The 13,722-nt window shown below is 37.4% G+C and carries 10 protein-coding genes; 8 read left to right on the forward strand and 2 right to left on the reverse strand.

Going from position 1 to position 13,722, the window contains the following annotated elements; genetic code table 11:
* Window positions 1–13: 13 nt before the first annotated feature.
* From fmt to ACY650_RS00325, 5 genes are all read left to right on the forward strand, one after another.
* Entirely contained in the window at window positions 14–940 is a 927-nt protein-coding gene (gene fmt, locus ACY650_RS00305; RefSeq protein ID WP_462250566.1) for a methionyl-tRNA formyltransferase, read from the forward strand.
* Window positions 941–1,141: 201 nt separating this feature from the next.
* Window positions 1,142–1,642 (forward strand): dihydrofolate reductase, encoded by a 501-nt coding sequence (locus ACY650_RS00310; RefSeq protein WP_462250568.1) that lies wholly within the window; start codon window positions 1,142–1,144, stop codon window positions 1,640–1,642.
* Between the two features lie 5 nt (window positions 1,643–1,647).
* A complete protein-coding gene (locus ACY650_RS00315; protein ID WP_462250570.1) occupies window positions 1,648–2,049 on the forward strand; it encodes a hypothetical protein in 402 nt (133 codons plus the stop codon).
* Entirely contained in the window at window positions 2,030–2,824 is a 795-nt protein-coding gene (locus tag ACY650_RS00320; protein WP_462250572.1) for an SDR family oxidoreductase, read from the forward strand. Before ACY650_RS00315 ends, ACY650_RS00320 begins: the two co-directional genes overlap by 20 nt.
* Entirely contained in the window at window positions 2,824–6,930 is a 4,107-nt protein-coding gene (locus ACY650_RS00325; RefSeq protein WP_462250574.1) for a S8 family serine peptidase, read from the forward strand. Before ACY650_RS00320 ends, ACY650_RS00325 begins: the two co-directional genes overlap by 1 nt.
* On the opposite strand, the gene mtgA is transcribed toward ACY650_RS00325, so the two are convergent.
* Complete coding sequence (gene mtgA / locus ACY650_RS00330) at window positions 6,931–7,632, reverse strand: monofunctional biosynthetic peptidoglycan transglycosylase (RefSeq protein WP_462250576.1); 702 nt, start codon at window positions 7,630–7,632, stop codon at window positions 6,931–6,933. It abuts the gene before it with no gap.
* 24 nt (window positions 7,633–7,656) lie between these two features.
* Here mtgA and ACY650_RS00335 point away from each other — a divergent pair, with 24 nt between their 5' ends.
* Window positions 7,657–10,377 carry a triple tyrosine motif-containing protein gene (locus tag ACY650_RS00335; RefSeq protein ID WP_462250578.1) on the forward strand — a complete coding sequence of 907 codons (2,721 nt, stop codon included), beginning with the start codon at window positions 7,657–7,659 and terminating at the stop codon, window positions 10,375–10,377.
* Here the strand turns inward: ACY650_RS00335 and ACY650_RS00340 are convergent.
* Window positions 10,345–10,908 carry an EF-hand domain-containing protein gene (locus tag ACY650_RS00340; protein WP_462250580.1) on the reverse strand — a complete coding sequence of 188 codons (564 nt, stop codon included), beginning with the start codon at window positions 10,906–10,908 and terminating at the stop codon, window positions 10,345–10,347. The two genes, ACY650_RS00335 and ACY650_RS00340, sit on opposite strands and share 33 nt — an antisense overlap.
* Window positions 10,909–11,051: 143 nt before the next feature.
* Between ACY650_RS00340 and ACY650_RS00345 the strand changes: the two genes are divergently transcribed.
* Both ACY650_RS00345 and ACY650_RS00350 read left to right on the forward strand, forming a co-directional pair.
* The gene (locus tag ACY650_RS00345; RefSeq protein WP_462250582.1) at window positions 11,052–12,296 is read left to right on the forward strand and encodes a competence/damage-inducible protein A; all 1,245 of its coding nucleotides are present in this window, start codon (window positions 11,052–11,054) and stop codon (window positions 12,294–12,296) included.
* Window positions 12,297–12,347: 51 nt separating this feature from the next.
* Window positions 12,348–13,667 (forward strand): dihydrolipoamide acetyltransferase family protein, encoded by a 1,320-nt coding sequence (locus ACY650_RS00350; protein WP_462250584.1) that lies wholly within the window; start codon window positions 12,348–12,350, stop codon window positions 13,665–13,667.
* Window positions 13,668–13,722: the final 55 nt, after the last annotated feature.

A 13,722-nucleotide genomic window follows, 5' to 3' on the forward strand; every position in this document is an offset into this window, starting at 1 on the left:
TCTTTGCACCAACATGAGCAAAGATCTTAGAATTGTATTTCTGGGCACTCCAGATTTTGCAGCAGCTAGCCTTAAAACATTAGTTAAAAACAATGTGAATGTCGTCGCAGTAATTACTGCGCCTGACAAGCCAAAAGGCAGAGGAAAAAAACTGGGTATGTCAGCAGTCAAAGAGTTTGCTCTTGAAGCTGACTTACCTGTTTTGCAGCCAACGAATCTAAAATCTCCAGAGTTTCTTGAAGAATTGAAGAGCTACGAAGCAGATCTTCAAATAGTAGTAGCTTTTAGAATGCTACCTGTCTCAGTATGGGACATGCCTTCACTCGGCACATTCAATCTCCATGCATCGTTACTTCCACAATATCGCGGAGCAGCACCAATAAACTGGGCTATTATAAATGGCGAAACCGAAACAGGGGTTACTACCTTTTTCTTAAAGCATGAAATAGATACAGGTGAGATCATTTTTCAACAAAAAGAGACAATACTACCTACTGATACCGTCGGAAGTTTGTATGAACGGCTGATGAATATAGGAGCCGAATTAGTGCTCAAAACAGTGAATTCGATTTCAAATGGCGATTATCCACAATCTCCACAAGACGCTACTTTAGCGTTGAAGGCAGCACCTAAAATTTTCAAAGATGATTGCAAAATCAACTGGGAACAACCATCAAAGGAAATAAAGAACTTTGTTCGTGGACTTTCACCATATCCAGCGGCATGGTCTGAATTCGAAGATCAAACGCTTAAAATTTTTGAAGTAGAAGAATCTTCAACTGGTACCAATAAACCAGCTGGAGAATTCTATTCAGATGGGAAGACCTATTTAAGAGTAAATACTAAGACAGGAACATTAAATATTCTGAATCTCCAATTGCAAGGCAAAAAAAGAATGCCAATCGAGGACTTCTTGAGAGGATATCAATTTAAAGACTAAGAATCCTTAGTTGCTAAATATTGAATCGGCCAACTCAATGGACCAATAGAAGGGACAAAACAATCCAATCATGGAAGCTTAATTTCTGGTATTTAGCAATACAAACATTGCCAAATACTGAAATGAAAATAAAAAGTGTTAATGCTATTAGCATGGTGTGATTAATTTTATTGTTATACGTAAAAAGAAGAAAAACGGATTATGATCATTTCTATGATAGCAGCGATGGGAAGCAACAGAGTCATTGGCAAAGACAACGATATCCCCTGGCACCTACCGGATGATTTCAAATATTTCAAGGATACTACTAAAGGTCACCATGTAATAATGGGTAGGAAAAACTGGGAATCACTTCCACATTCCTTTCAGCCTCTGCCTGGACGAACCAATATCGTTATCACAAGACAAAATGGCTATGAAGCTAAAGGTCAACCAGTAGTCAAGTCTTTAGAGGAAGCATTAGAAATAGCTAAAGACAATGGAGAAGAAGAAGCATTCATAATTGGTGGAGGTGAAATTTACCGTATGGGTCTTGATTTTGCTGATCGTATATATCTGACGGAAATTAATGGCTCATTTGAGGGGCAAGTTACATTTCCAAGTTTCGATACTTCTATCTGGAAAGAGCAGTCTCGAGAGCATCATCCAACAGATGATAAACATGCATTTTCATTTGATTTCGTAGTATATTCTAAAAAATAATAATCATGGATATTCAAGCACATAAGAAGACATTAGGAGTCATTCATATAGTTTATGGGTTACTTCTGGCGATAACATTTCTATTCATTGGCAGCTTTGTAACTATGTTGTTTCCATTCATCGCTGAGGAAATTGCTGATGAGGTTGGAAATGATGCTGACAAAGTCCTTATTCTTGTTGAATCAATTGTTCGGACAGTTTTCATCCTACTTCTTATATTCTCTGCACTCCCATCTATCATTGGGGGTATAGGCTTATTGCAACAAAAAAATTGGGGAGTAACTATCGCTTTAATTGCAGGTTGTATTTCTATATTCAGTTTCCCGTTTGGAACAGCGGTTGGAGTATATAGTATCTATGTATTTGTAGAAAACAATAAAGCAAATCGTGTCGAAAATAAAGAATAAGGTAGTTTGGCTTACAGGTGCTAGCTCTGGCATTGGTGAAGAACTTGCATATCAACTTGCAGCTAAAGGAGCAAAACTCATTATTTCAGCTCGCAGAAGAGAAGAACTAGAAAGAGTAAAGTCAAACTGTCAATCAGATACTGTTGAGATCCTAACAATTGACCTGGAAGACAATTTTTCTTTAACCCAAAAAGCTAAAGAAGCAGTAACGTTTTTCGGTGATATTGATATTCTAGTCAATAATGGCGGAATTAGTCAAAGAGACACGATTCTAAACACCTCTTTAGACGTAGACAGAAGATTGATGGAAGTTAATTACTTCGGGTCTATCACACTGTCCAAGCAATTATTGCCGAGAATGGTCGAAAGAAAAAGTGGTCATCATGTAGTGGTGACTTCAACGGTTGGCATAATCAATACACCCTATCGATCTGGCTATGGCGCTTCAAAGCATGCATTGCATGGGTTCTATGATGCGCTAAGAGCAGAACATCATAAAGACAACATAAGGGTTACCATTGTACTACCTGGATATATTAAAACAAACATATCCTACAATGCATTGGTTGGAGATGGTAGCAAACAAAACAGGATGGATCCTGGACAAGAGTCTGGAATGGCGCCAAAGAAATGCGCCAAATTGATCATTAGAGCCATTGAGGTGAAAAAGAACGAAGCATACATTGGTGGATTAAAAGAGAAAATGGGAATCTATCTTAAGCGATTTTGGCCAAGTGCGGCAGCGAAGGCAGTTAGAAAACTGAGAGTGACTTAGTGAAAAAACTTATTTACATATCTCTATTTTTAATTCTATGCATAAATGCTGTGGCTCAAAAACCTCAGTTATTAAAAGCAAGTGATTTCTTAAATGAAGAAATTAACTCCGAATGGGTGTATATAAAATTTAAATATGGATCGGATCCTGACCTCACTAAATTCCCAGGATCAAAACCGCTGTTTAAAACAAAGCCTTCTAACAATTCCAATGGAATCATGAAGGTGAAGGTGCCAAAAGGAATGACATCTTTAGATTACTGCAATGAATTAAGATCTAAAAATCCTGACATTCAATATGCAGATCCAATCTTAACCTATGTTCCTCTAGCAGACCCCTCAGATGCGCTAATATCCAATCAATTCTATTTGGATAATATCAGAGCATTCGATGCTTGGGATATTACAAAAGGAGACGATGATATTACCATTGGAATTATTGATTCAGGAATCGACCTGGATCATGAAGACATAGAAACCAATTTATGGATTAATATAGATGATCCTGTTGATGGCATCGATAATGACAATAATGGATATATTGATGATTACTATGGCTATGATTTTGCTGATGAGGATACAGACCCTTCGATCCAAAATGGCAACCATGGAATGATTGTAGCAGGCATCGCTGGGGCATCAACAAATAATGATGTAGGAATTGCCGGTGTGGGTTACAACACAAAAGTGGCTGCATTAAAGGGATTTAAATCTTCCACAGGTGTGAGCGGAGGGCTTTATGATGCAATATTATATGCTGCTGAAAATGGTTTTGAGGTAGTAAACCTGTCATGGGGAAGAATGGGATCTCCATTACAATCCGAACAGGACATTATCAACTATGTAGTATTAGAGAAAAATATGATAGCTGTAGCTGCAGCAGGAAATGAGGGAGGAAAAAGCACTGAAGAAAACAGATGGTATCCAGCAAGCTACGACAATGTCTTGTCCGTAGGAGCATCCGACGCAGCGGACAATAAATCTTCTGGTTCTACATTTAATCACGCCGTAGACCTTATTGCTCCTGGAGTTTCGATGTACTCAACAGTAAATGGAAATGGTTATTCAAATGGTGGCCCAGGAACATCTTTTGCCTCACCATTGGTTGCTGCAACTGCTGCACTGGTTAAAGACCAATTCCCCAGCCTTACGGCAGTACAAATAATGGAACGCATAAGAGCAACCGCTGATGATGTTTATGATGTTGGAAGCAATTCAATATATGACGGTAAACTTGGAAAAGGTAGATTAAATGCGCTTCGTGCGGTGAGTGAATCGAATGTTAGGTCCCTAAGAGCAGAGAACCCTGTTTTGACTTCTAGTTTTGGTGAATATGTGTTTTTTGGAGACACAGTTGATTTTTCTGTGACAGTAACCAATCACCTTTCTCCAATTAATGCACCATTAATAGCTATTACTTCTCCAGAAAATGATTTTAGTATCTCAAGTGGTAGTTTCAATCCGGGATTTATGAATACTCATGATACCGAAAATATTTCATTTTCAATCATATTAAACGACGACATCCAGCCCGATACTGAAGTAGCAATCCGGTTAGACTACACAGCAAGTGGTTACAATGACTTCCAATATCTAAGTGTTACCACGTCGCCAGACTATGTTGATTTTGGCAATGACATTGTAAACCTGACAATAAGTGGAGATGGAGATTTAGGATTCAATAATTACCAACCATTCGAAGGTGGTGGATTCAGACATTTTAACGATACGTTGATTTATTATTCTGGAATTGTTTTAACGACTAACTCCTCCAATGTTTCAGATAATATTATTTCAAACTATTCAGACCTATCCAGAGATCAGGATTTTAGTATTGAACAATATTACAAACTCTACAACCATCCAGGTGCTGATCATTTCGGGTATTCAGAATTTACAGATCTCAACAAATCAATTCTGATTGAACAATCTAATATCTCATGGGATAATGAAGACTTCCTGATCATTCGCTATAGAATTGTAAACAATTCACTTTCTGCGCTTTCTAACGTTTCGTTTGGTGTTTTCAATGATTGGGATCTTGATGATGCCACCTCCAATTATGCAGAGTATGACATTGTAAATAACTACATGTTTGCAAGGAATAATAGCAGCTCAGTATTCGCTGGAATTAAAGTAAAAGGTGGAGATAATTTTGAATACAGCGCGATTGATATGGCTGACTTTAATGGGAATAGTTCAGATGTAAATGGAGTGTTTAGTGAATTTGATAAATACAATTATTTAGTAACACAGGATATCGCTACCGCAGGAAATGAAGGCGATGGAAATGACGTTGCTTCAATAAGTGGAATTACCATCAATCAACTAGACCCATTCGAAGAAAAATTCATTGATGTAATCTATGCGGTATCTGATTCGAGAACCGGCCTTGAATCCGTATTTACGAATGCCAACAGTCAACTTGATAATTTTCTACTATTTCCAAGAGTGTTGGAAACGTTCTCCGTCTGTGCCGGATCTTCTCTTACTGTTGATCCAGCTGAAGGTGACACTTTCGAATTTTATGAAGATCCTTTAGGGCAAGATCTCATTTCAATAGGTTCTAGTTTCATACCTGCTACCATCACCAAAGACACAACCTTTTATGTGAAGAATCTTGATAACGGATATCCATCAGACATTTTCGCACTTGAGGTTAAGTTATTCAACGAGATCGCTGAATTTTCTATGTCCACTGACACCTTATATCTCGACAATCCCACCACCAATGTTGTGCAGTTTACAGATGAGAGTTTAGATGCTATTTCATGGGATTGGGACTTTGATCAGGGTACCTCTTCCAACATTCAAAATCCATCGCTTTCATTTTCAATACCTGGCACATATACAATAAGCTTAGAAGTGGAAAATTCTCTTGGCTGCATTGATTCCTTTACAAGAGATTTGGTAGTAGCAAATAGGCCGTCCTCCCCTACGTTCTCAGATGTTATCATTTGTCCAAATGAAGATGTAATATTAAATGATCCATCAGCCGAAAGCTTGAATGTTTATGTACTAGAAAATAATGAAACGCCAAGCTTAAGTGGTTTCAATGTGACATTAGAATCGATTTCACATGATACCACTGTTTATGTTTCAGGCATCTACGGATCATTCGAAAGCAGTCGAACGGCGATAAATATTGATGTTCTGGAGGTCAATGGAACTTTATCTTACAGACCCGACACGACAACAACTGATCACCAAATTGTTTTAGAGGCAAACGAAATTGCGAGCGGATCTTCGCTTATCTGGAGAATTGATGGCGAAATCGAAGGATCAGAAAATAAATTGTCCATCCCGGCAGAAGCCGGTACAATAAATATTCAATTAGAAATTAATAGTTCGGATAATTGTACAAAAAACATTGACTCTGATGTTTTGATTAGCACTTCACCTTTTGCGTCACAGGATGATCTATTTTCTTGTTTTGAACAACAAGTAAAGATTCGACCTCAAAATGGAGTTTACTTTGGATTCTATGAAGATGAAGAATTAACTACTTTAATAAAAAAAGGAACTCAACTTGTAACTAATTCATATAGTCAAATTTATGTGGTAAACCTGGATGATGGCTTACCTGGAATGCCAATAGAAGTAAATATTACAAATAGCTCTGCAGAATTTGAGATAGATCATGAGATTTCGGTAGTTGGAGAAAAAAATAAGGTTGATTTATCTATTAATACTGAGGATGAAATTGACACCCAATCTTGGTACATCAATGGTATCCTCTCTGAAACTTCAGAAGCACCAACATTTTTCCTAAATAATGAACTTTACCAAATCGTTTTAGAAGTACGAACTACTTCAGGGTGTCAAAATACAGATACACTCAATCTGGATTTTACACCAGTCCTATCTATTAATGAAAAATCAAAGCTGGAAGTTTACCCTAATCCAACAAATGGTTTAGTTAATATTCAATCATTAGAAAAGATCGAAGAGGTGTGGCTTTTTGGTATGGATGGCAAGGAAATATCAAACATTCAAACTCCTAAGAGTCAAATAAACTTTACCAGTGTAAAGCCCGGGCTATACATCCTAAAAGTGCGAATTAATAATATTGATTATGAAGCGCAGCTGGTGATTGATGATGAGTAATTATTGAATCATTTTTTCCACAAAATCTTTATCATAAGTCATTTTATATCCCCAGTATTTCATTTGCTGTTTGATCCAAACTACCCTCCCCTGAACATACTTGCTAGGATTTGTAGCGGAGTACTTTCTAGGACTAGGTAAGACTGCCGCAAGTCTAGCCGCTTGTGTAGTTGATAGCTCTGCTGCAGACTTTTTAAAAAAAGTTTGAGAAGCCGCTTCTGCTCCAAAGATTCCATTACCAAACTCAGCAACATTGAGATACACCTCCATAATTCGCTCCTTACTCCACACCATTTCAATGAGTAATGCAAAGTAAAGTTCGGATGCCTTTCTAAGCCATGTTCGATCTGGCCAGAGAAACACATTTTTAGCTACTTGTTGTGTTATCGTACTTGCACCTCGTACGTTACCTCCTTTAGTATTTGCTTCTGAGGCCTTTTGGATAGATCGAAAATCTAAGCCTTGATGTACCAAAAAAAATTGATCCTCAGCACACATTACAGCCAATTGCAGCTTACCCGAGATATCTTCTAAATTTCTCCACTCATATTTCACCTCTTTTGATTGGCTTTCAATCACCATCAGTTTAGTAATTGGTATCGGAATAAAAGAATAGATGATCACCCATATCAAGGCTAGGATATTAAAAAGCAATACAAAGCCAGCTATTGATTTGATAATATGGTTTATGGCTTTTTTCAATCTACATGAATTAATTTCGGGAACATGAGATATATCACTACCGCAGCACTTTTAATTCTCGTCTCATTCTCCTTTGCACAACAAGGGGATTTTTTATTGACAGATCACTTCCCTCAACATTCTAATATAGATAATTCCAATTTTGAAATCATTAGCGACAGCAATGGTCGACTATGTATTGCGAATAGATCAGGAGTACTAAAGTATGATGGAGAGGCATGGGATTTTTATAAAACACCTTCTGCTGCATTATCCATAGCTGTTGATTCTAGTGATGTTGTATTCGTAGGGTGCATAGGAAGTATTGGGCTGATAGACTTTCATGAAAGAAAAATTCAATTCAAGTCAATCTTGGAAACAGACACACTTGATGATTTATTTCTAGAGACTCATTACTTGAGAGGTAAAGCATATTTCCTTGGGAGTAATAACTTGATAGTCTATGATATAAGCAAAGACGAATACCAACATCATAAAGGAAGTTTTTTAAACATGTACGAACTGGATGATGAAATGATTATCAACAGTTCAGATGAAGAGACATTTGTCATAAATGACTCATTAACACTCATTAATCCAGCCAAAAAAGTAGCATACTCCAATAGAAGTAATGGAAAACCAGATTTAATAATTGGCTTTGATCAAAAGCTATACACATATGAAGATTTTGAATTCAAGAAGTTGCCTCAAAATAAATTTCTAGAAGAGACAGGATATGGTGTGAAAGAAATTCAATGGTTAAATGATTCGCTTTTCGCTTGTGCTACTTTTGAAAATGGACTGATTCTTTTCAATGAAAACGATGCCAAGTATGCTGAAGTAACCAACTATAGTTCAGGGCTTCCAGATAATGAAGTTTATACCATACATGCTGATAATTCTAATAGCATATGGGTCGCTCACCAATTTGGGATCACTCAGATTGCTCCTCTTTTCCCAGCATATAGTTACTCACAATTTCTAGGTTTGAATGGAAATCTAACCAGCGTTTCGAATTACAACGACGACTTATGGGTAACCACTAGTTTAGGTCTTTTCTACTTTGATAGAGATACCATTTTTGAAAATAAAGTCTATTACGAAGTTCAACGTAAAAAGAAAAAAAGCAGCACTAAAGTTTCAAGATCCACTTCAACTGAAGACCAAAAAAAGACAGGGTTGAAACGTCTTTTCGGCAAAAAGAAGCGTGCTCAGAACTCAAGTACTACCAACAAAAAAGGGTTATTCAATGGTATTTCAAATTTGTTTGATAACGGCAATAATGTAGAAAATGTAAAAGGCAAACTCGACAAAAATGTCAAGTATGTAAGAAAGGTTAAGAAGGTTCCAGTAGATATCAATTATACATTCAAACAAGTAAATGGAGCCAACGGTAAGTTCCTATCAGTCATTCCCTATAAAAACAAAATACTTGGAATTAGTACCACCGGTATCTACGAACTAACTAAAAAAGGAGCAGAAATCATCATTCCTGAAAGTGCGAGATCATTTATGGTTAATAGCAACGATCAACTGATCATTAGTACCTCCGATCTTGATTTAAAGGTTTTTAGACTTGAAAATAATGTTTGGATAGAACAATCGAGTACTGCCATGAACGACATCATAGTTAATATTCAAGAAGATGAGAATGGAAGTATATGGATGGCTGGGTCAGGATCTATCTACAAAACCTCAGCAAGTGACACTACATTCAATATAGATCAAACCTTTGATTTGAATAATATATTCCTGGATAATGTAAGTATCCTAAATAGACAGGACACACTTTACTTTATAAATTCTCAAGGATTTTTCTACTATGATGTTGCCTCGGACAAAGTGGTCGAAGACATTGACTTGAAAAAAGAATTGGGTCAACCGACTCATCATTTATACGACCCGGTAGAGCAAAGCGTATGGGTTTTTAATGGTAAAATTTGGGCTCATCTTAAAAAAGATGGCAGTCGAGAAAAACTAGAATATTTAGGTCTATTTCCTGATCTACGCGCTATATCCATTGATCAAAATTCAAATCAACTCTGGTTGATTACGCAATCCAATGACATCCTAAAATACGATCCTTCTAAAGCAGATGGAATGGCAAGTTTTAACTTTTTCCTAAGGCGAGTATCAAATGAAGGCGGCGAGTTAGACCATACAAAAAAGTTTACACTCAATTACGATGAAAACTTCTTGAATATTGAACTCTCTAAACCTGACTTTTTAGGGCTGCTCAATCCAGAATTTCAGTATAAACTAGAAGGCCTTCCCAATGATTGGTCAGAGTGGGCAAAAAGTAAATCAATAGATTTCAGTTTCTTACCAGAGGGCAGCTATACTTTGAAAGTAAGAGCGAGAGATGCCTTTGGCAGAATCGAAGAAGGTGAAGTGATGAAATTTACGGTGAAGCCACCCTATTGGCAGACCCCATGGTTTTACGCAATTCAAATAATTTTCTTTGGAGGATTAGTTTATTACTCTACCAAACTCAATCAGGATAGTTCAAAAAACAGATTGCTTCGAGGTGGGTTAACACTACTAACATTAGTCTTGATCATTGAATTTCTCCAAAGTGCTATTGGATCGATGTTTAGCTTCAAGAGTACACCAGTTGCAGACTTCTTACTAGACGCAGTGATAGCATTTATGATCTTTCCGCTGGAAAGATTGCTCAGAGAACTAATGACTCAAGGTAAGGTGAAAGTGAAAATTAACAAGGATAATATCCCGTTAGTCAGCAGCAAGGACACCACGTCCAAATAGCCAGTTGCCAGGGGCCTCAGGGTCATCACTTCGGAAGAATTCCTTGACCGCACTAATCAGTTCACCTCTGCTAATGAGATCATCATGATTTCTATCTAGCTTTCTGAATGATTTCGCAGCAAATCTCACCTCGATTCTATATCCAACTAATAAATCGATGTATTCGTCCAAATTGATATATCCATCATTATCGGTATCAAAATTGTCAAAGATTTCACCTACAAATTCATCAACATAGCTACCAAAAATATCAGCATCACCATTGATGATTACTTGTTCAGCAAAATGAATCCAATGATCCCAATTGGCTTTGCCATCATTGTTGTTTACAAATAAATTGAAATGATTCCATCCTTCTTCGAATCGAGATTTAATGAGATCGTACTTCTCTTCTCCTTCTCTTATTCTCCAAAGTATGCAGAGGTTTTCGGCAATTCCTATAAAATCCTCTTTTTCAATAATTCCATTCCTATCATAATCCAGGACGTAAAAAAAACGCTCCAGTTTATCTATTTGCAGATCCGTCAACATAGTAGATGATTTTATGCGAAATTAAATAATCCTGTAGACTATGAAGTCCTTGAACGACATTGCGAGTGAATTAACATTCTACTTCGGTATGTAAAAGTTATTTTTGCCGCTTTAAAACCAACAGAAATTTTCATCATTATCATATGCCTGCAACAGCAATAGTAATATCCATTGGGGATGAAATTCTTTACGGACAAACACTAGATACTAATTCTCACTGGATCAGCGGCGAACTGGACAATTTAGGCATCAGAGTTATTCAAAAGATTACAATTGGTGATGTTAAAGAAGAGATTCTTAATAGCCTCGCTTATGCCGAAAATAGAGCGGATATCATTTTGATAACCGGTGGTCTAGGTCCAACTAATGATGACCTCACCAAACCATGTTTGGTTGAATACTTCGACACACATCTAATCAGGCATGATGATATATTGGACAATATCGCAAACCTATTTGCCAAGGCTGGCAGAGAGATGTCAATTTTAAATGAACAGCAAGCTGATTTACCAGCCAATTGCACGCCTATACAAAACCCAATTGGAACAGCTCCAGCTATGTGGTTTGAAAGAAATGGTAAAGTCATCGTATCCATGCCAGGAGTGCCTTTTGAGATGAAAAGAATGATGTCTGACACCATCCTCTCAAAGCTCACTGAGAAGTATAATAAAGATGGGATTTACCATCGAATGGTAAGAACAATTGGCATTCCAGAATCAATGCTTGCAGAAAAAATCAAAGATTGGGAAGACAACCTACCTACTCATCTCAAACTTGCATATTTACCAACAATGGGTAATGTAAAATTGAGGCTAACAACTTCTGCCGCAGATAACAGTAGAAAAGAAGAGGTTCAAGGGCAAATTGACAATCTCTTGCCACTTATTGATAAGTATGTGTATGGCTTTGATGATGAAGAGATTGAAGAAGCAATTGGTAGAATGCTTAAAGACCGTAATTACACATTGGCAGTTGCCGAAAGTTGTACTGGAGGATTCTTATCGCATAAAATCACATCTGTTCCAGGTAGCTCGCAGTGGTACAAGGGTGGATTTGTGCCTTACTCTAACCAACTGAAAAACGAACAATTAAAGGTTGATGAAAAAATCCTTGAGCAAGATGGGGCTGTCAGTGAGTCTGTTGTTTTAGCTTTGGCTAAAAATGTGCGGGAAGAATTCAGATGCGATGTTGGAGTTTCAATCAGCGGTATTGCTGGACCCGGTGGTGGAACTAAGGAAAAACCAGTAGGTACAGTATGGATTGGATACTCAGATAAAAATAGAACTGTAGCTAAGAAATTGCAGTTAACAAAAGATAGAAAGATCAATATCCAATACAGTGCGATTGCAGCACTAAACATGATTAGAATAAACTTAGATAAGGATTAACAAAATTATTATCTTTGAGAACGAAATAAACAACCTAAAACAGAATATAATATGGCAACTGTAGAAATGGTAATGCCTAAGATGGGCGAAAGTGTGATGGAAGGAACCGTGCTTGCATGGTTAAAAAATGTAGGAGAAACGATTGAAGAAGATGAATCGATTCTTGAAGTAGCTACGGATAAGGTAGATACTGAAATTCCTGCCACCCATGCCGGAGTGCTCAAAGAAGTTTTAGCCGAAGAAGGCGATGTAATCGAAGTTGGTAAACCAATTGCCATAATTGAAACTGATGGCGAAGCAGGCGATTCTACCCCAGCGCCTACTTCTGCTCCAAAAGAAGATAGCCCTGTAGAAAGAGCAGAAGAAATTTTAGAAACTGCCATAAATACTGCATCAGCTAGTAATGGATCATCGCTACCTAGAACATCAGATTCTGGAAAATTCTTTTCACCATTAGTAAGAAGTATCGCTAAAGAAGAAGGTATTTCAGTTGCTGAATTGGAATCTATAGCTGGTTCAGGCAAAGAAGGAAGAGTTACCAAGAATGACATCCTTGGTTATGTGAAAACGAGAAAACCAGGTGCTGCTCCGGCGCCAGCTGCTGCTCCAGCACCTAAAATGCAATCTGCATCTCATCAACCAATGCCAGTAGCTGTGGATGGAGGTGATGAAATCATCGAGATGGACAGAATGCGTAAGATGATCGCCGAACGAATGGTGGCTTCTAAGCATATATCTCCTCACGTAACATCATTTGTAGAAGCTGACGTAACAAAAGTTGTGGCTTGGAGAAATAAAGTGAAAAACGAATTTTTGAATAGAGAAGGTGAAAAATTAACATTTACCCCTATCCTCATTGAAGCAATTGTTCGTGCCATCAAAGATTTCCCAATGATCAATGTTCAAGTTGATGGAAACAATATTGTAAAGAAAAGAGCAATCAACATCGGGATGGCTACAGCACTTCCAACAGGAAATTTGATAGTCCCTGTTATTCATAATGCTGATCAACTAAGCCTGGTTGGAATCACTAAGAAAGTAAATGATCTAGCTAAAAGAGCTAGAGAAAACAAACTAAAACCTGATGAACTACAAGGTGGAACGTATACCGTTTCGAATGTTGGATCATTCGGAAACGTAATGGGAACACCAATCATTATGCAACCTCAAGTTGCTATCATGGCTTTGGGTGCGATACAGAAAAAGCCTTCAGTTATTGAAACACCAGAAGGTGACATGATTGGAATCAGAAGTAAAATGTTCCTTTCCCATAGCTACGATCACCGTGTGGTAGATGGAGCCCTTGGTGGAATGTTCGTCAGAAAAGTTGCTGACTACCTTGAAGAATACGATTTAAACAGAGGGATTTAATATCGATTATTAATCGTTTTATATAAATATTAATCAGAAGGCAACCGAAAGGTTG

Source organism: Ekhidna sp. (assembly GCF_963691765.1).
In the GTDB taxonomy this organism is placed as follows: Bacteria; Bacteroidota; Bacteroidia; order Cytophagales; family Cyclobacteriaceae; genus Ekhidna.

Coding starts and splice junctions, on each gene's coding strand:
- fmt (WP_462250566.1), top strand. CDS start 14: ATGAGCAAAGATCTTAGAATTGTATTTCTGGGCACTCCAGATTTTGCA.
- ACY650_RS00310 (WP_462250568.1), top strand. CDS start 1,142: ATGATCATTTCTATGATAGCAGCGATGGGAAGCAACAGAGTCATTGGC.
- ACY650_RS00315 (WP_462250570.1), top strand. CDS start 1,648: ATGGATATTCAAGCACATAAGAAGACATTAGGAGTCATTCATATAGTT.
- ACY650_RS00335 (WP_462250578.1), top strand. CDS start 7,657: ATGAGATATATCACTACCGCAGCACTTTTAATTCTCGTCTCATTCTCC.
- ACY650_RS00340 (WP_462250580.1), bottom strand. CDS start 10,908: ATGTTGACGGATCTGCAAATAGATAAACTGGAGCGTTTTTTTTACGTC.
- ACY650_RS00345 (WP_462250582.1), top strand. CDS start 11,052: ATGCCTGCAACAGCAATAGTAATATCCATTGGGGATGAAATTCTTTAC.
- ACY650_RS00350 (WP_462250584.1), top strand. CDS start 12,348: ATGGCAACTGTAGAAATGGTAATGCCTAAGATGGGCGAAAGTGTGATG.